This window comes from Massilia brevitalea, from assembly GCF_030711405.1.
Taxonomy (GTDB): Bacteria; Pseudomonadota; Gammaproteobacteria; order Burkholderiales; family Burkholderiaceae_D; genus Telluria; species Telluria brevitalea.
The window spans coordinates 77261-93649 of the sequence record NZ_JAULSI010000012.1 but is presented as its reverse complement, the minus strand read 5'-3'; the positions used below and the strand labels follow the sequence as shown (position 1 = coordinate 93649).

At 69.2% G+C, this 16389-nt stretch carries 16 protein-coding genes; 11 read left to right on the top strand and 5 right to left on the bottom strand.

Annotation, left to right across the window (positions count from 1 at the left end; genetic code table 11):
* Window positions 1-103: 103 nt before the first annotated feature.
* On the top strand, window positions 104-853 hold the full coding sequence (locus tag QWL29_RS09765; protein WP_305822693.1) for an RNA methyltransferase: 750 nt from the start codon (window positions 104-106) through the stop codon (window positions 851-853).
* A gap of 12 nt (window positions 854-865) precedes the next feature.
* Here QWL29_RS09765 and QWL29_RS09760 read toward each other — a convergent pair whose 3' ends face one another.
* Both QWL29_RS09760 and QWL29_RS09755 read right to left on the bottom strand, forming a co-directional pair.
* Entirely contained in the window at window positions 866-1780 is a 915-nt protein-coding gene (locus QWL29_RS09760) for a DUF2145 domain-containing protein (RefSeq protein ID WP_305822692.1), read from the bottom strand.
* On the bottom strand, window positions 1780-2241 hold the full coding sequence (locus QWL29_RS09755) for a hypothetical protein (RefSeq protein ID WP_305822691.1): 462 nt from the start codon (window positions 2239-2241) through the stop codon (window positions 1780-1782). The genes QWL29_RS09760 and QWL29_RS09755 overlap by 1 nt, the downstream gene beginning before the upstream one ends.
* Before the next feature lie 304 nt (window positions 2242-2545).
* Here QWL29_RS09755 and QWL29_RS09750 point away from each other — a divergent pair, with 304 nt between their 5' ends.
* The 7 genes from QWL29_RS09750 (at window position 2546) to QWL29_RS09720 (ending at window position 8366) form a co-directional block, all read left to right on the top strand.
* Complete coding sequence (locus QWL29_RS09750) at window positions 2546-3067, top strand: twin-arginine translocation signal domain-containing protein (RefSeq protein WP_305822690.1); 522 nt, start codon at window positions 2546-2548, stop codon at window positions 3065-3067.
* A gap of 10 nt (window positions 3068-3077) precedes the next feature.
* A complete protein-coding gene (locus QWL29_RS09745) occupies window positions 3078-4712 on the top strand; it encodes a GMC family oxidoreductase (RefSeq protein WP_305822689.1) in 1635 nt (544 codons plus the stop codon).
* Between the two features lie 19 nt (window positions 4713-4731).
* Window positions 4732-5697 (top strand): esterase/lipase family protein, encoded by a 966-nt coding sequence (locus QWL29_RS09740; protein WP_305822688.1) that lies wholly within the window; start codon window positions 4732-4734, stop codon window positions 5695-5697.
* Window positions 5698-5729: 32 nt separating this feature from the next.
* Window positions 5730-6461 (top strand): response regulator, encoded by a 732-nt coding sequence (locus tag QWL29_RS09735; RefSeq protein ID WP_305822687.1) that lies wholly within the window; start codon window positions 5730-5732, stop codon window positions 6459-6461.
* A 71-nt stretch (window positions 6462-6532) separates the two neighbouring features.
* On the top strand, window positions 6533-7009 hold the full coding sequence (locus tag QWL29_RS09730; RefSeq protein ID WP_305822686.1) for a phasin family protein: 477 nt from the start codon (window positions 6533-6535) through the stop codon (window positions 7007-7009).
* 104 nt (window positions 7010-7113) lie between these two features.
* A complete protein-coding gene (locus tag QWL29_RS09725) occupies window positions 7114-7803 on the top strand; it encodes a TetR/AcrR family transcriptional regulator (protein ID WP_305822685.1) in 690 nt (229 codons plus the stop codon).
* 20 nt (window positions 7804-7823) lie between these two features.
* Window positions 7824-8366, top strand: coding sequence for an LOG family protein (locus QWL29_RS09720; protein ID WP_305822684.1), 543 nt, complete (start codon window positions 7824-7826; stop codon window positions 8364-8366).
* A 245-nt stretch (window positions 8367-8611) separates the two neighbouring features.
* On the opposite strand, the gene QWL29_RS09715 is transcribed toward QWL29_RS09720, so the two are convergent.
* From QWL29_RS09715 to QWL29_RS09705, 3 genes are read right to left on the bottom strand one after another with little or no spacing between them, the layout of a single operon-like run.
* On the bottom strand, window positions 8612-11386 hold the full coding sequence (locus QWL29_RS09715; protein WP_305822683.1) for a bifunctional diguanylate cyclase/phosphodiesterase: 2775 nt from the start codon (window positions 11384-11386) through the stop codon (window positions 8612-8614).
* Window positions 11387-11394: 8 nt separating this feature from the next.
* Window positions 11395-11826 (bottom strand): type 2 periplasmic-binding domain-containing protein, encoded by a 432-nt coding sequence (locus tag QWL29_RS09710; protein ID WP_305822682.1) that lies wholly within the window; start codon window positions 11824-11826, stop codon window positions 11395-11397.
* Window positions 11827-11833: 7 nt separating this feature from the next.
* Window positions 11834-13102 (bottom strand): hypothetical protein, encoded by a 1269-nt coding sequence (locus QWL29_RS09705; RefSeq protein WP_305822681.1) that lies wholly within the window; start codon window positions 13100-13102, stop codon window positions 11834-11836.
* A 381-nt stretch (window positions 13103-13483) separates the two neighbouring features.
* On the opposite strand from QWL29_RS09705, the gene QWL29_RS09700 reads away from it, so the two are divergent.
* From QWL29_RS09700 to QWL29_RS09690, 3 genes are all read left to right on the top strand, one after another.
* On the top strand, window positions 13484-13819 hold the full coding sequence (locus QWL29_RS09700; protein ID WP_305822680.1) for a hypothetical protein: 336 nt from the start codon (window positions 13484-13486) through the stop codon (window positions 13817-13819).
* 78 nt (window positions 13820-13897) lie between these two features.
* Window positions 13898-15151 (top strand): TolC family protein, encoded by a 1254-nt coding sequence (locus tag QWL29_RS09695; RefSeq protein WP_305822679.1) that lies wholly within the window; start codon window positions 13898-13900, stop codon window positions 15149-15151.
* Window positions 15148-16383, top strand: a complete 1236-nt coding sequence (locus QWL29_RS09690; protein WP_305822678.1) for an efflux RND transporter periplasmic adaptor subunit — start codon at window positions 15148-15150, stop codon at window positions 16381-16383. The genes QWL29_RS09695 and QWL29_RS09690 overlap by 4 nt, the downstream gene beginning before the upstream one ends.
* Window positions 16384-16389: the final 6 nt, after the last annotated feature.

The following is a 16389-nucleotide window of genomic DNA, read 5'->3' as shown; positions in this document are numbered from 1 at the left end:
AATAGAGTGAATTAAAGAGCAAAGCGGCGCCGAACCCGTTAAAATCCCGGCCCTTGATGCCGAAAAATCCATTGTTCGTCGCCGCGCGATGGCGCTATTTTAAATGAACCCGAACGAATCCGACACGTCTCTTTTCACTCGCCTGCGCTTCGTGCTCGTCGAAACCAGCCGCGCCGGGAATGTCGGCTCGGTGGCGCGCGCCATGAAGACCATGGGTTTCACCGAACTGGTGCTGGTGGCGCCGCGCTGCGCCGACCCCCTTGCCGATCCGGAAGCGGTGGCCTTTGCCAGCGGCGCAATTGACGTATTGACGAATGCACGCATCGTCGGCAGCATCGGCGAGGCGCTCGAGGGCTGCAATTTCGCCGCGGCAGTGTCGGCGCGGCTGCGCGAATTCTCGCCGCCGGTGTGGTCGCCGCGCAGCTTTGCCGGGCACATCGCCGGGCAGCAGGACTTGCGTCCGGCGCTCATCTTCGGCAACGAGCGGGTCGGCTTGCCGAACGGGATCGTCGAGGGCTGCAACGTCCTGATCAATATCCCGGCGAATCCCGCGTACTCGTCGCTGAATCTGTCGCAGGCGGCCCAGGTGCTGGCTTACGAATGCCGGATGGGCGCTGTCGGGGACGCGCTGCCGGCCACGGCGGTCGGCTACCATGGCGAGGCCGCCAGCCTGGACCAGGTCGAGGGCATGTATGCGCACCTGGAAGAAGCGCTGGTGTCGATCGGTTTCCTGAAGGCGGACAATCCCGGCAAGCTGATGCCGCGCCTGAAGCGGCTGTTCTCGCGCACCGGCCTGGAAACCGAGGAAGTGAATATCCTGCGCGGAATCGCGCGCCAGATCCTCAAGCGCTAGCAGCCCTTCTGGTCAGCTTCCAAGGCTGATCACATCGTCGCCCGCCATCGCACGGCACTCCGCGCCAATCGGCGGACCGTCGCGGCGCACGACGATTCGTTGCGTATCGTGGCAGAGTTCGACGTGGCGCGCCTGCGGCACCTGCTGCCGCACGAAGCGCTCGATCGCCTCCGGTATGCTCACCTGCAGGGCCAGCGCGTGGATGTCCTCGACCGGGTGGTCGTCGACGTGCACCAGCGGCACAAACTGGCCGGCAAACATCATCAGGTGCGAGGGAATGCGCACCGGCCCGGCGGCATAGCCCTGGGCGCGCAGCCAGTCCTGGGACTGTTTGCGCGCGTGTTCGCCGCCTTCCAGCCGGCCCCAGGCACTGGCCAGCAGTTCGGCCACCCATTGATTGCAGTTCTGGTAGCGCGTGCCGAAGGCATACGCATTCGCGCTGTACTGCCCGGCCAGCAGCGACAGCGCCAGCGGCTTGTCGAGCGCCGCCTGTTCCAGCAGGGCGCTGCGCTCGTCGGGCAGGAACAGCAGCGACACGTGCCCATGGCCCGGCGCATCGGCCCCCAGCGCGAAGCCGGAGATACCCTGGTCGAACAGGCGCGGACGCGACTCTTCGCAGGCATAGTACAGCTGGCGCACGCCCCAGGGGCTGCCGGGATTGTCCTTCAAGGCCACGCCCGCATGCGAGTACAGCAGCCCGAAGCGCTCGAGGTCGACGCCGGCGCGCGCGATCAGCGCCACGCGCTGGCCCGAGCGTTCCAGTTCCGCCTTCACCGCGCCGGCAAAGCGCAGCACGCGGTCCTGCTCGCGCGCCGTGATCTCGCGCGGGCGCTCGCAGAAGGTCGGCAGGCCGGCCTGGGCCGCGCCGCCCGCGCACAGCAGCGCTGCCGCAGTGGCGCGGCGTGCCAGGCGCGCCAGGCGTGGCATCAGATCGCGACCTGCTTCGAGCCAAGTTCGCGGTACCACTCGTCCTGCAGCGCCAGGAAGAAGGGCTGCTGGTCGTCGGCATGCGCGAACTCGTAGCCGTAGACGCGTTCGTTCACCCGCACCACTTCGCCTTTGGCGACGCTGCGTGCGGCCAGGGCGCGGTCCGGTACGTCGAGGTAGAACTCGCGCGCCGGGCCGGCGGCGGCGCGCAGGGTCATGCGCGTGGTGCCGGGCTTGGCCGGGGCCTGGGCGATGTCGATGACGCGGTAGTCGCCGGCGGCAACGCGGCGGTCGCCGCCCGAGCTGTCGCTGGAGGCGCCGATCGAGTCGGAAATGCTGCCCGACGAAGCCGAGCCGGCGCTCGATGCGACCGACGAGGCGCTGTCGGCATGGGCGGGCAGGGCGCAGGCGGCGGCCAGGGTGGCTGCGCAGACGGCGCGCAGGAGTGCGGAAACGGTCATGGATGTGCTTTCGTGAGCTGGGTTGAATAGGCTTATGGTACAAGCCCCGGGCGCTGCTGAGAAGTCATGCTTGCGCAGGGCGATCGGCGCTACCCGGGAGCCGGCGTGAAAGCAACGGCTGCGCCGAGCAGCGTGCGGCCAACGGCGCATCGTTGCAGACAATATTTGCACCGGCGGCTTCCCATGCAAACGTCCTGTGCACGCTTGTCATGCATGCCATCTTTTCGACGATTCCCTCTAGTTCGCGTGCGATTTGCGGCCCTGCGTTTGGCGTACACTGGGAACATAACAACAAGGATGACAGATGGAGACAAGCCGCAGATCCTTCCTGAAGGCGGGCGTGCTGGGTGCGCTGGTCCTGGCCGCCGGCGGCGGCATCTACCGCGCCACGCAGGCCCCCAACCCGCAACGTTTCGTGCTCGACGGCGAAGCACGCGCCGCGCTCGGCGCCATCGTGCCTGCGATCCTGGCTGGCGCCTTGCCGGCCGGCGCCGCCGAGCGCCAGGCCGCCATCGCCGCCACGCTTGACGGCGTCCATACCGCGGTTTCGAATCTGCCCCTGTCCGTGCAGAAGGAAGTCCAGGACCTGTTCGGCCTGCTCGCGCTGGCGCCGGCGCGACGCCTGCTGACCGGTATTGCCGGCGGCTGGGCGCAGGCATCCGACACCGAGGTCGCGGCCTTCCTCCAGGACTGGCGCCTGCACCGCTTCGCCCTGCTGCGCACGGCCTACGGCGCGCTGCACGACCTCTCGCTCGGCGCCTGGTATGCCCAGCCGGCCAGCTGGAGCGCGATCGGCTATCCCGGCCCGCTGAAAGAACTGTCGTGAGGAGTTGCCGATGAGCGAAGCACGGAACGATTTCATTCCCGATCCGATCCGCCAGGGCATCGCCCGCGGCTGGCGCATCGTCGACGGCGCCACGCTGGAAGCCGACCGCACGCTGGAAGCCGACGTCGTGATCGTCGGCAGCGGCGCCGGCGGCGGCGTGACGGCCGAGATCCTGGCGCTGGCCGGCCTGCAGGTGCTGGTGGTGGAAGAGGGCGCGCTGCGCTCGTCGAAAGACTTCAAGATGCGCGAAGCCGACGCCTATCCCGCGCTGTACCAGGAATCGGCTGCGCGCCAGACGCTCGACAAGGGCATCAAGATCCTGCAGGGCCGCACCGTCGGCGGCTCGACGGTCGTGAACTGGACCTCGAGCTTCCGCACGCCGCCGTCCACGCTCGACTACTGGCGCAGCCGCTTCGGCCTCGACGGCTTCGGCGAGCAGGCCATGGCGCCCTGGTTCGCGATGATGGAAGCGCGCCTGCACATCGGCGACTGGCAGGCCGCGCCGAACGAGAACAATGCCCTGCTCGGGCGCGGCGCCGCCAGACTCGGTATCTCATCGGGCCTGATCCGGCGTAACGTGAACGGCTGCTGGAACCTCGGCTACTGCGGCATGGGCTGCCCGACCAACGCCAAGCAGTCGATGCTGGTCACGACCATCCCTTCGGCCCTGGACCATGGCGCGCAGCTCGTCACGCGCGTTCGCGCCGAGCGCTTCGAGATCGAGGGCGAGCGCGTGCAGTCGCTGCTGTGCACCGCCCTGCAGCCTGACGGCGTGGCGCCGACCGGCCGCCAGCTGCGCCTGCGCGCCAAGCACTACGTGGTGGCCGGCGGCGCCATCAATTCGCCGGCGCTGCTGCTGCGCTCGAACGCGCCGGACCCGCATGGGCTGCTCGGCAAGCGCACCTTCCTGCACCCGACGCTGATCTCGGCCGGCATCTTCCCGCAGCGCGTGGATGCCTATGCCGGCGCGCCGCAGACCGTGTATTCCGACCACTTCCTGCACACCGCGCCCATCGACGGCCCGCTCGGCTACAAGCTGGAAGCGCCGCCGCTGCACCCGGTGCTGCTGTCAACCACGATGAACGGTTTCGGCCAGGACCACGCCGCCATGATGCGCCAGTTCCCGCACATCCAGGGCATGCTGGCGCTGCTGCGCGACGGCTTCCACGACGACTCGCCCGGCGGCAGCGTGCAACTGAAGGATGGCGCCGCCGTCCTCGACTACCCCCTGAACGACTTGCTCTGGGACGGCGCGCGCCGTGCTCTCCTCAGCATGGCCGAGATCCAGTTCGCCGCCGGCGCCAGCACCGTGCGTCCGGCCCACGAGACCGCGCGCGCCTACGCCAGCTGGAGCGAGGCCAGGCGCGAAATCGCGGCCCTGCCGCAGGCCCTGCACATGACGCGCGTGGCCTCGGCCCACGTGATGGGCGGCTGCACCATGGCCGGCGACGAGCGCCGCGGCGTGGTGGCGCCCGATGGACGCTACCGCGGCCTGGCCAACCTGTCGGTGCACGACGGCTCGCTGTTCCCGACCTCGATCGGCGCCAATCCCCAGCTGTCGATCTATGGCGTGACGGCGCGCCTGGCCAGCGGCCTGGCGCAGGAGCTGACCGGCCAGCCCGCGCCGCGCCCGGAGGCGGCTTGATGCATAAGGCGATGAAGCGATGACGGCGCGCCGCCTGCTGCAACTGGTGCTGCTGGTGCAGCTTCTCGCCGCGCTCGGGATCGCGCTGGCCGCCGTGCGCTGGCTCGGGTTCGGGCCCGCGCTGGCTGCCGCATTCGGATGCGGCTGCGTGGCCCTGGTGCGCCTCGCGATCAACATGAACAACTTCGTGCTGGCCGCCTTCTTCGCCAGCCCGACGCCGCCCGCATTCCGCCTCGGCCCGCTGGCGCGCCTGCGCCTGCTGGCCGAGGAATTCTGCGCCAGCATGTTCTACACCTCCTGGACCATGCCCTGGGCGCGCGAAGGGCTGAGCGTGTTCGTTGATTCGGCGGCGCTGCCGGTGCTGCTGGTGCACGGCTACGGCTGCAACAGCGGCTACTGGGCCCACCTGCTGCCGCGTTTGGCGCGCGCGCGCATCAGCCATGCGGCGGTGGACCTGGCGCCGGTGGCCGGCGACATCGAGCACTACGTGGACCAGGTCGAACGCGCCGTCGAGCACCTGCGCGCGCAGACCGGCGCCGCCCGCATCGCCATCGTCGCCCACAGCATGGGTGGACTGGTGGCGCGCGCCTGGCTGCGCAGATACGGTGCAGAGCAGGGCAATGAACATGGCTGCAGGCGCATCGTGCGCGTGATCACGCTCGGCACGCCGCACTTCGGCACCGGCCTGGCCAACTTCGGCCTGGGCGTGAACGCGGCGCAGATGCGGCGCAAGGGCGGCATTCCCTGCGACTGGCTGCGCCGGCTCGACGCCGGCGAAGATGCGGCGCGCCGGGCCCTGTTCACCTCGATCTTCTCGCACCACGACAACATCATCTCGCCGCAGACATCGAGCCGGCTGCCGGGGGCGCGCAACCTCGCTTTCGGCGGCGTCGGCCACGTGGCGCTGGGGCGCAACCCGCGCATCCTCGACACCGTCATGGCCGAACTGGCGGCCCTGGAAACCGAGGGTTCGCTGCGGGCGTGATACAGTCCGTCTCATCGACTTCCGGAACCATCGTGGCGGCCCGCATCCACATCCTCGACGACGATCCCGCCAGCTTCGCCGGCATGGCGCGCCTGCTGCGCGAGCGCGGCCACATCGTCAATACCGGCGCCCACGACCCGCAGGCGCCCGACCTGCTGCTGTGCCAGGCGCATCACGCCGCGGCCTTTGGCCTGCCCGGCCGCACGGAGGGCGTGCTGCTGGCGCTGGCGGCGCCCGGCGATGCGGCCCTGCGCGACGGGTTGCTGGAGGCCGGCTTCGACGGCTACATCCCGCTGCCCGTGGAAGCGGACAGCTTCGCCGACGAGGTCGAAGCCTTCCTGCCCGCGGGCACCAGCACGCTGGGGCCCGCACTTGCGCAAACCCTGCTGCTGGTCGACGACGACCCCTTCATGCTCGAGGTGCTGGCCGACATGGTCGAGGACCAGGGCTGGTGCGTGCGTACGGCGTCCTCGGGCGCGCAGGCGCTGGCCATGCTCAGGCGCGAGCCGGCGGCGGTGATCGTCAGCGACCATTTCATGCCCGGCATGAGCGGCGCCGAACTGCTGGCCGAGGCGCAGCAGCTGTACCCGCCGACGGTGCGCATCCTGCTCTCGGGCCAGAGCGAGGACGAGGGTGAGATCGCCGCCGCCCTGGCCAGCGGCGCGGCCGACCGCTACTATGCCAAGCCCTGGATGGGCGCGACCCTGATGGCGGCCCTGCGCGACGCGCTGGCGCTGCAACTGCGGCGCAGGGAAGGGGCGTAAAACGGCCGCGCGTTTAGAACCCGCCTTCTAGCGTGCGCTCCTACAATGGAGGCCACACGGAAGAGGATGCGATGAGCAAGAAAATCGAGGACCTGGAGCAGGAAGAAGAAGCGCTGGCGCGCGCGGTGCGCAGCTCGGCGCAGCAGATCTGGCAGGCCGGCCTGGGCGCCTTTGCCAAGGCCCAGCAGGAAGGCGGCCGCGCGTTCACGCGCCTGGTGCGCGACGGCACCGAACTGCAGAAGCGTGCGCGCAAGGTCGAGGATGCGACCGACACCGTGGCGCGCAAGGCCGAGCGTTCCAGCCGCCGCGCATCCGGCACCTGGGGCAAGCTGGAGCAGGTGTTCGAGGAACGCGTGGCGCGCGCCCTGGCCGCCATCGACGTGCCGGCGCGCAGCGAGATCGAAGCGCTGAACCACCGCATCGACGAACTCGAGCGCATGCTGGCCGAGATCGGCGCGGCCAACCGCAAGGCGCCCGCCGCCAGGACGAAAGCGGCCGCTGCCAAGCCTGCGGCGAAGAAGCCGGCTGCGAAAAAAGCCGTCAGTTAAGCGCACGGACGGCGCCGATAGCGACCGGATCATCGCATTTGGCAGTAACGCCGCACGGTCGTTCGATGTTATGCTTGCGGCTGACACAAATACCGCCGCCTTCCATGCTACAGAAAGCACCACGCCGCACCCGTGAACGCATCCTCGAGCTCTCGCTCAGGCTGTTCAACGAGTTCGGCGAGCCGAACATCACGACGACCGTCATTGCCGAGGAGATGAACATCTCGCCCGGCAACCTGTACTACCACTTCCGCAACAAAGACGACATCGTCAACTCGATCTTCGTGCAGTTCGAAGCCGAGATCGAGCGCATCCTCACGGTGCCGGCGGGGCGCCGCTCGAACATGGAAGACGTGTGGCTCTACCTGCACCTGATGTTCGAGCTGATCTGGCGCTACCGCTTCTTCTACCGCGACCTGAACGACCTGCTGTCGCGCAACCGCAAGCTGGAACTGCACTTCAAGGCCATCCTGGCCCACAAGATCAAGGTCGCGCGCCAGCTGTGCGAAGACCTGCGCAGCGAAAATTCGCTCGACGCCGGCGATCAGCAGATCAGCGCCATGGCCACCAACATGGTGGTCGTCGCGACCTACTGGCTGTCCTACGAATACGTGCGCAACCCGCGCAAGTACAGCGAGCAGCAGGCGATTGCCGACGCCCTGGCGCGCGGCTGCTACCAGGTGCTGTCGATGCTCGGGCCGTATTTGCGCGGCGATACGCGGCTGCTGTTCGAAAAACTCTCGGAGGAGTACCTGAAGAAGCTCCCCGAAGAAGCCCGCGACGCAGGCGCCTGATCCACTTTTCCGGAACCGACATGAAATCCATAGCCGTCTACTGCGGCGCCTCGAACGGCGCCAAGCCCCTCTACGCCGACGCCGCGCGCCAATTGGCGCGCGCGCTGGTCGACCACAACATTGCCCTGGTCTACGGCGGCGGCAAGGTCGGCCTGATGGGCGTGATCGCCGACGAAGTCCTGCGCCTTGGCGGCGAAGTCACCGGCGTGATCCCGCGCGCGCTGGTCGAGCGCGAGGTGGGGCATGCGGGGCTGACGCGCTTGTTTGTGGTAAAGGACATGCACGAACGCAAGGCGATGATGGCGGATTTGTCGGAGGGCTTCATTGCCATGCCGGGCGGATTCGGTACGCTGGAAGAACTGTTCGAGATGGTGACCTGGGCGCAGCTGGGGATTCATGCCAAGCCGATCGGGTTATTGAATACCGAAGGCTTTTATGACGGCTTGGTCGCGTTCGCGCGGCACCAGCAGGAAGAAGGTTTCGTGCGGCCGGCGCACGCGGCGTTGATGAATGTGGATGTGGATGCCGAGACTCTGGTGCGCAAGCTTTTGGACGCGGCCTGAAACGTAGGGTGGGCCGGGCCGCGCTAGGCACCCCGTGCCCACGCGGTTACGTGCTCATCACACGGACGCGTGCGGCGAGGCGTCGCTCGAAACGTCCGCCTCGGACGAAAACCGTCGTGCATCTGGCACCATGCTGTACGCGCCACGGGAATCTGCGGCGCGGCTAACGTAGAACGGATACGTGCGTACCGCGTGGGCACCGGGTGCCCACCGTACGGGTGCCGGTTCGATTCCGGCCGGAGGAATCAGCTGGCCAGCGCCAGCGGTTCCTGTACGCGAGAATCCACCAGCCGCAACCGCGCACACGACCCCGGCTGCGCCACGTACTGCTCCACCATATCCTCGATCTCGCCCGCCGTCACCGGCTTGCTGAACAAGTAGCCCTGCATCTCGTCGCACTCGTTCTCGCGCAGGAAGGCGCACTGCTGCTCGGTCTCAACGCCCTCGGCAATTACCTTCAAGTTCAGCTTGTGCCCCAGCGAGATCACCGCCATCGCAATCGCCTGGTCGTCCGGGTTCTCGGCCAGCTCGCTGACAAAGCTCTTGTCGATCTTCAGCCGGCTGATCGGGAAGCTCTTCAGCGCCGACAGACTCGAATACCCGGTGCCGAAGTCGTCCACCGACAGCGACACGCCCATGGCCTTCAGCTCGCGCATCTTGTCGACCGCCTTTTGCAAATCGCGCATGATCAGGCTCTCGGTGACTTCGAGCTCCAGCAGTTCCGGCGGCAGGCCGGAATCCTGCAGCGCCATCGCCACGCGCTCGACCAGGCGCGATTCCTCGAACTGGCGCGCCGACACGTTCACCGACACGGTGATCGGCGGCAGGCCGCAGGCGCGCCAGGTCTGGGCCTGGCGGCAGGCGGTGCGCACCACCCATTCGCCGATCTGCACGATCAGGCCGCTTTCCTCGGCCAGGCCGATGAAGCGCTGCGGCGACACCACGCCGTGTTCCGGATGGTGCCAGCGGATCAGCGCCTCGACGCCGAAGATGCGCCCGCTCTTCAGGTCGACCTTCGGCTGGTACAGCAGGTGGAAGCGGTTGCCGCCTGTGCCACCACCTGCACCGTCGCCATCGACCGTCTCCTGCACCGCATGGCGCAAACCGTCGAGCAGCATCAGCTTTTCCTCGACGCTGGCGTTCATCTCGCGCGCATAGAACTGGAAGTTGTTCGAGCCCAGGTCCTTGGCGCGGTACATCGCGGCGTCGGCGTTCATCAAGAGGGCGCTGGCGTCGGCGCCGTCGCGCGGGTACATCACCACGCCCATGCTGCAGCTTACCTGCACCGCCTGGCCGCCCACCTGCACCGGCTCGGTCACGGCCACGCGGATCTTTTCCAGCAGCGGCGTGAGCGCCAGCGGGTCCTGGGCCTGGTCCGGCAGCAGGATCACGAATTCGTCGCCGCCGAAGCGCGCCAGCGTGTCGTTGCGGCGCAGGCAGGCGCCCATGCGCTTGCTGACCACCTTCAGCAGCTCGTCGCCGGCCTTGTGGCCGAGGCCATCGTTGACCAGCTTGAAGCCGTCCAGGTCGACAAAGGCCAGGGCCACGCCGTTGCCGGCGCGCGCCGCGTTGCGGATTGCCTGGTCGATGCGGTCGTGCATCAGGTTGCGGTTCGGCAGACCGGTCAGTTCGTCGTGGTGCGCCATGTGGAAGATGCGCTCCTCGGCCAGCTTGCGCTCGGTGATGTCGCGCACGATCGCCACCACGCCGTCTTCCACCGGCACCACCTGGCGCTGCAGCCAGCGTCCCTTGGCGCCGCGCGCGGTGGCCAGCCATTCGCCTTCGCGCGCCTGGCCGCTGCTGGCCACCAGCACGAAGTCGTCGAAGATGCCGTTGTCGCGGTAATGCGGCAGGAGTTCGCACAGGCAGCGCCCACGCAACTGCTCGCTGGTGAGGCCAAACACCTTCTCGGCGGCCGAGTTGGTCGCTTCGATTTCGAAATCGTGCACCAGGCCGCGCGCGTCGCGCACGGTACGGAACACGCAAAAGGCGTCCAGGCTGCCTTCGGAAGCGGCGGCATAGGTTTCCTGGGCGCGGTGCGCGCGGCGGCGCGCCTTGGCCAGCTGCCAGGACCACAGCGAAATCGTCGCCACCACCAGCAGCAGCAGGGCGCTGGCGCCGGCCGCGGCCAGCAGCCAGGTGCGGCGCGCCGCCGCATACGGCGCGAACTGCTCGTCCTCGGCCAGGCCGACCACGATCGCCAGCGGGAAGCCGTGCAGGCGCTGGATGCCGGTGTAGCGCGCCACGCGGTCGGGCAGGCCGTGGCCGAGGGTGATCGCACCCGGCGCGCTGTGGCCCAGTTCGATGCGCTGGCCCCAGCTGATGTTGTCGCCAATGCGCAGCGCGCGCATCACGCCATCGAGCCCGGCCAGGCCCAGCATGCCGTGCCGGCCGTCGCGCGCAGGTTCATAGGCGCTGGTGAAATAGGCTGGATCGACCTCGACGATGGCAATCCCGGCAAAGCGCCCGCTGGCGTCGTTGATGCGGCGCGTGAAGTGCAGGTGCGGCTCGGCCTTGGCGGCATCGGCCACCGTGGCGCTGACGAAAGGCTCGCCCTCGTCGTTGTCGCGGTGATAAAGGAAGTAGGCGGCATTCGAGACGTCGAGCGAACCTTCGTCGGGATTGCTGGCCACGATGCGGCCGCCGCGGTCGGTCACGGCCACCACGAACACCAGGCCGGGCGGCAGCAGGCCCTGTTCGCGCAGCGCGGGAATCGCGCCCTGCGTGCCCTTGGTCTCGACCGCGTACTTCAGCACCTTCAGGGTCTGGTCGATGCCGTTCAGGCTGCGCGCCATCTGCGCTTCGTAGGTATCGAGGCGTTCCTGGGTAGCGGTGCGCGCGGCCACGGCGGCGGCATCGTGCTCGGAATCGACCAGGCGCAGGGCCAGCAGCCACATGGCGGCCACCAGCAGCAGCGCGAAGACCGGCAGGGCGATATGGGTTTCGAGGCCCTTGCCGAGCCAACTGGTGAGACTGGTACGGCGTGCCAGGCGGCCCGCCTTTGCTTGGATGGTAGGCATGGATTCTTTCAACGCACCAGCAGGACCTGGCGCACACTGGGGTCGAGCGCTTCGCGCTCGATGTAGCCGACCAGGCCGGGGTCCTCGGCCACGGCGCGGCGCACGGCGGCGCTGTCGGCCAGTTCGCGCGGGGGCTGGCCGCGTCCGGTGAACACCAGCTTCGACCAGTGGGCCTTGAGCAGGGCCGGGGTCTTGCCGGTCACGCGCAGGTAGAACTGGTCGCGTTCGTTCGAGCCGATCGGCTGGTCGAGCGCGGTGGCCACGGCGCCGCCGGGAAAGCGCGCGCTCTGGCCGAGGAAGATCGCGGCTGCCTGGTCGGCGCGCAGCGCCTCCACGCTGCTGCGCGCGGAAACGATCACCACCAGGTCGCCGCCAAGGGCGGCGCTGCAGGTGAGCACGAGGGCGGCGGCGCCGAGCAGCCTGGCTGCAAAAGTCGTCATGGCCGCCTCAGAATACGAAATCGAGCGCGGCGCTGCTCACGTGCGCCGTCTGGCCGGAGCGGAAGCCCGGACCCAGGTTCATCATGGTGCCGCGCGAGCCGGCGCGCGGGGTCACGCGGTCGTACTGCAGCTTGAACGCGACGTTCGGCGCGGCGTCCCAGCGCAGGCCGGCAGTCACGGTCGACTGCGAGGCGATGGTGCGCAGCAGCTTGTCGAGCACCAGGTTCAGTTCTGCCGCGGCGGCGGCGTGCGGCGGCGGCAGGCCGTCGGTCGCCAGCGCATGCGGGCCAGGCGGCTTCTTGCCGGCGATGCGCGCGTAGCCGAGATAGGGCGTGAACGCGCCATGGCGGTAGCCGCTGCTGGCGTAGAACGAATGCGTGGCGCCGAGGAAGGAATCGACCCGGTAGTGGCCCGCTTCGGCCAGCACGAACCACTGGCCCGGATCGTAGTTCATGCCGATGCTGAAGGCGTTGGCGCGCTTGCGTTCGGTGGCGATGGCGTCGGCGACCTCAAGGCCCTGGCCGCCGAAGGCGCGCAGGCCTGCGAACAGTTCCGGGTACAGCGACACTGTCAGGCGCGTGGTGAGGACCGAGGCGCGCAGGCTCAGGTCGCCGTGCTCGAGCGTTTGCGACAAACCGGCGATGCCGGTGCCGCGCAGGCGCGCGCCCTGGTACAGCGCCATGTCGGTGCGGCCGATGTAGGCCTGGGTGGTGCCGCGCAGGGTTTCGCCGTTCCAGCGCCAGGTAAGGTCGGCGCCGTCGCTGCTGGAGAGCGGCACCGCGCCGTACAGCTCGACCGGCGTGCGCACCCAGGGATAGGCATAGCCGACCTTGCGGTAGTCGGCCGCCACGAACATCGGCAGCGCGATGCGGCCGACGCGCAGCGCCAGTTCCGGCGTGGCCTGGTACTTCACGTTGGCCCATTCCACACGCGGCCGGTAGCTGTAGTCGAGGCGCTGCTCGGATACCACCTGCAGCACCGCCGACCAGCGCGGCGCCACCTGCACGTCCAGCTGGGCGCCCAGCTTGCTGTCGACCTGCGGGCTCCAGTCGTGGCTGCGGCCGGCGCCATCGCCCTTCAGCGCCGAGGAACTGAAGTCGGCCTCGTGCTCGCTCGAATGGGCCACGCCGAGCGTGCCGAAGCCGGACAGCTTCCAGCTCGGCGCAACGGCGGCGCCGGCCTCGGCCGCATGGGCGGCGCCGGTCATCAGGAAAGCCAGCAGGCTGGCGCGCACGGCGCAAGGCATTACCTTGCCAGGAAATGGGTTGGGGTGCATGATGTCGTTGTCGTCAGGGATCCTGGCAGCGCAGGCGCTGGAGGGTAGGGGCGGCGCGGTCGGTGGCGGACCGGCGCGGTGCATGGCGCACACGAAACGACTTTAGCGAAGGCCTCCCCAAAAGTCGATAAATTTACGTGCGGAAACGCTCTTGCCGGACTCTGCCGTTGTTATGCGGCAACGTGTGTTGTTGAACAGGTATCGCCGCCCGCGCAGTCTGTTGTCGTATGCGAAACGAGCCAGGTTCGCCGGACAGCGCTGTCCGGATCGCCGAATGCCTGAGCGATTCGCCACTGGCGGTAATACCAAGTATCATGGCAGGAACGGCCTCGCGCTTTCACGACTCTCATTCCTATTCCGATGCGCCGCTGGGTCCTCATCATGCTGCTGGTAATCTATCCGCTCCAGGTCGCCCTGGCCATGGCGGACCAGTGCTGCGTGACGACGCCAAACGGCGTCACCCACCACGTGGCCGAGGGGCAACCGGGCGCCTCCACCTTGGCGCCGGCCTTCGTGGCCGACGACGGCGTGTCGCCCCTGGCCGACCCGCATTGCCCGGCCTGCATGCTCGGACACATCATCTACCTTCCCCCGGGCGACACGGCCGTGCCAGGCCAGCGCCACGAATCGACGCCGGTTGCCGGCGTGTCTCCCTTCCTGAGTTCGCCTCCGGCGGCCCGTCCCGAACGTCCCAAGTGGCCTGCGCGCGCTGACTAGCGCGCAGGATTCTCGACAGGAGCCACCCGGCTCCCGCCCGCCTGCGCGCCTGATTTCCCTTTTCATCAGGAGCCAAGCATGACAACCCACCCCTTGCGGCATTGCGCCGCCGGGATCGTGGCGGCCTGGGCGTTCGGCTGTGCAGCCGCCGCGCCCCTGCAGCCCGAACCCATAGCCCTGCCCGGCGCGATCCGTCTCGCCCTCGACGGCCCGCGCCTGCGCGCCGCCGGCCACGAAGCGGCGGCCACTGCCGCCGAGGCCGTTCAAGCCGGCCACTACCCGAACCCGATCCTCGAATACCTGCGCGAAGGCGAGCAGGCCGGCACCCGCACCACCACCGTCCAGATCAGCCAGCCGATCGAACTGGGCGGCAAGCGGCGCGCCCGCGTGGCCCTTGCCGACAGCACGGCGGCGCAGGCCAGGGATGAACTGGCCGCGCTGCGCCAGGAAGTGCGCGCCGAAGCCATCGCCGCCTGGTACGCCGTGCGTACGGCCCAGGAACGCCAGGCGCTGGCCCAGGCATTGTCCGCCCTGGCCGGCAAGAGCATCGATGTCGCCGCGCGCCAGGTAGCGGCGGGCAAGGTCTCGCCGATCGACGAGACCCGCGCGCGCCTGGCCGCGGCCGAGGCGCGCACCGAACTGAACGCCGCCGCCGCCGACCTGGCGCTTGCACGCACCCGCCTCGGCGCCCTGGTCGGACGGCCGGCCGACACGCTGCTGCTGGCGCCCGGCGAGGACGCGCCGCTGCCCGCCCTGAAGCCGCTGCCGGCGCTGCTGGCCGAGGCCGCGCAGTCGCTGCCGGTGCGGCGCGCGCGCGGCCAGCTGGCGGCGCAGGAAGCGCAGACGCGAGTCGAACGCGCTGCGCGCCTGCCCGACCTGACGCTGACCGTCGGCAGCCAGAAGATCGACGACGTCGGCCGGCGCCAGGCCGTGGTCGGCGTCTCGCTGCCGCTGCCGCTGTTCAACCGCAACGAAGGCAAGCTGCTTGCCGCGCTGCGCCGCAGCGACAAGGCGCGCGACGAGCTGGCCGCCGCCGAAACCGAGACTGCGTCCGAACTCGGCACTGCCTACACGCGCTACGAGCAGGCGCGCCTTGACGCGGATTTGCTGCGCGCCGAGGTGATCCCGAGCGCGCGCTCGGCCTATGAATTAACCCTCACCGGCTTCGAGCACGGCAAGTTCGCCTTCCTCGACGTGCTGGACGCCCAGCGCACCTGGGCCCGGGTGCAGGCGCGCCAGTGGGCCGCCACCCAGGAAGCCTGGCGCGCCTGGGCCGACATCGCACGCCTCGCCGGCGCCGCCATCGAACAAGAAGGACGAGAACAACCATGAACCGGAAACAGACCATCACGATCGTGCTGATGTGCGCGGCCGCCGCCCTCCTTGCCGCACTGATGCTGTGGCGCCAGCCCGGCACTGCCCAACAGGGCGGCGAGCATGCCGGCCACGCCGATTCGCACGGCCACGACGACCGCCATGAGGCAGAATCAGGCGCCGCGCCGGCCCATGCCGACGAGGACGAGCGCGCCATCGCCATGAGCGAGGCGCAGATCAAGACCGCCGGCATCGCCATCGACAACGCCAAGCCCGCCCTGATCCAGGAACGCCTGCACCTGCCGGCGCAAGTGAAAGCCAACGCCGAACGAAGCGTGGCGCTGGCGGCACCTGCCGCCGGCATCGTGCAGTCGGTGCTGGTATCGAACGGCGCCTATGTGAAAATGGGGCAGGCGCTGCTGACGGTGAACAGCCCGGCGGTGGCCGGCTGGCGCGCCGATGCCGCGGCCGCCCGCGCACGCCTGGCGCTGGCGCAGACGGTGCAGGCACGCGAGCAGACGCTGTGGGAGCAGGGCATCTCGGCGCGCCAGGACCTCGACGCCGCCCAGGCCGCGCTGCAGGAAGCGCGCATCGCTGCCGCCGCCGCCCGCAGCCGTCTCGACGCGCTCGGCATCGGGGCCGGGAAGGAACGTGCGCCTGAAAGCGTTTCCAGCACCGTGACCCTGCGCGCACCGTACGACGGCGTGGTGGTCGAGCGCCCGGTCGTCGCCGGCCAGTCGGTCGATGAAACGCGGCTGCTGCTGACCGTGGCCGACTTGTCGCAGGTGTGGGTGGAAGCGGCGGTGCCGGGCGTGAACCTGGCCCAGGTGAGCGCGGGCATGCCGGCGAAAGTGAGCATCGCCGCCCAGCCGCGCGAGCTGGAGGGCACGGTCTCGTTTGTCGGCCCGGTACTGGGCGAAGCCACGCGCATGGCCACAGCCCGCGTGATCCTGCCGAACCGCGACGGGCGCCTGCGCCCCGGCATGCTGGCCGACGTCGACCTGATGGGCCAGCCGGGCAATGTGGCGGTGACGGTGGCTGCCGACGCGGTGCAGACCGTGCACGAGCGCACTGTGGTCTTCGTGAAGACCGGCGCGGGCTTTCGCGCCCAGGACGTGAGCGTGGGCCGTTCCGACGGCAAGCGCACCGAGATCGTCAAGGGGCTGGACGCCGGCACACCGTATGCCAGCGCCGGCAGTTTCGTGCTCAAGGCCGATCTCGGCAAGGGCGAAGCCGAGCACGATCACTGAAGGGTA

Excerpts from the sequence above, each read along its gene's own strand:
- QWL29_RS09765 (WP_305822693.1), top strand. The coding sequence starts at position 104 with ATGAACCCGAACGAATCCGACACGTCTCTTTTCACTCGCCTGCGCTTC.
- QWL29_RS09760 (WP_305822692.1), bottom strand. The coding sequence starts at position 1,780 with ATGCCACGCCTGGCGCGCCTGGCACGCCGCGCCACTGCGGCAGCGCTG.
- QWL29_RS09755 (WP_305822691.1), bottom strand. The coding sequence starts at position 2,241 with ATGACCGTTTCCGCACTCCTGCGCGCCGTCTGCGCAGCCACCCTGGCC.
- QWL29_RS09750 (WP_305822690.1), top strand. The coding sequence starts at position 2,546 with ATGGAGACAAGCCGCAGATCCTTCCTGAAGGCGGGCGTGCTGGGTGCG.
- QWL29_RS09745 (WP_305822689.1), top strand. The coding sequence starts at position 3,078 with ATGAGCGAAGCACGGAACGATTTCATTCCCGATCCGATCCGCCAGGGC.
- QWL29_RS09740 (WP_305822688.1), top strand. The coding sequence starts at position 4,732 with ATGACGGCGCGCCGCCTGCTGCAACTGGTGCTGCTGGTGCAGCTTCTC.
- QWL29_RS09730 (WP_305822686.1), top strand. The coding sequence starts at position 6,533 with ATGAGCAAGAAAATCGAGGACCTGGAGCAGGAAGAAGAAGCGCTGGCG.
- QWL29_RS09725 (WP_305822685.1), top strand. The coding sequence starts at position 7,114 with ATGCTACAGAAAGCACCACGCCGCACCCGTGAACGCATCCTCGAGCTC.
- QWL29_RS09720 (WP_305822684.1), top strand. The coding sequence starts at position 7,824 with ATGAAATCCATAGCCGTCTACTGCGGCGCCTCGAACGGCGCCAAGCCC.
- QWL29_RS09715 (WP_305822683.1), bottom strand. The coding sequence starts at position 11,386 with ATGCCTACCATCCAAGCAAAGGCGGGCCGCCTGGCACGCCGTACCAGT.
- QWL29_RS09710 (WP_305822682.1), bottom strand. The coding sequence starts at position 11,826 with ATGACGACTTTTGCAGCCAGGCTGCTCGGCGCCGCCGCCCTCGTGCTC.
- QWL29_RS09705 (WP_305822681.1), bottom strand. The coding sequence starts at position 13,102 with ATGCACCCCAACCCATTTCCTGGCAAGGTAATGCCTTGCGCCGTGCGC.
- QWL29_RS09700 (WP_305822680.1), top strand. The coding sequence starts at position 13,484 with ATGCTGCTGGTAATCTATCCGCTCCAGGTCGCCCTGGCCATGGCGGAC.
- QWL29_RS09695 (WP_305822679.1), top strand. The coding sequence starts at position 13,898 with ATGACAACCCACCCCTTGCGGCATTGCGCCGCCGGGATCGTGGCGGCC.
- QWL29_RS09690 (WP_305822678.1), top strand. The coding sequence starts at position 15,148 with ATGAACCGGAAACAGACCATCACGATCGTGCTGATGTGCGCGGCCGCC.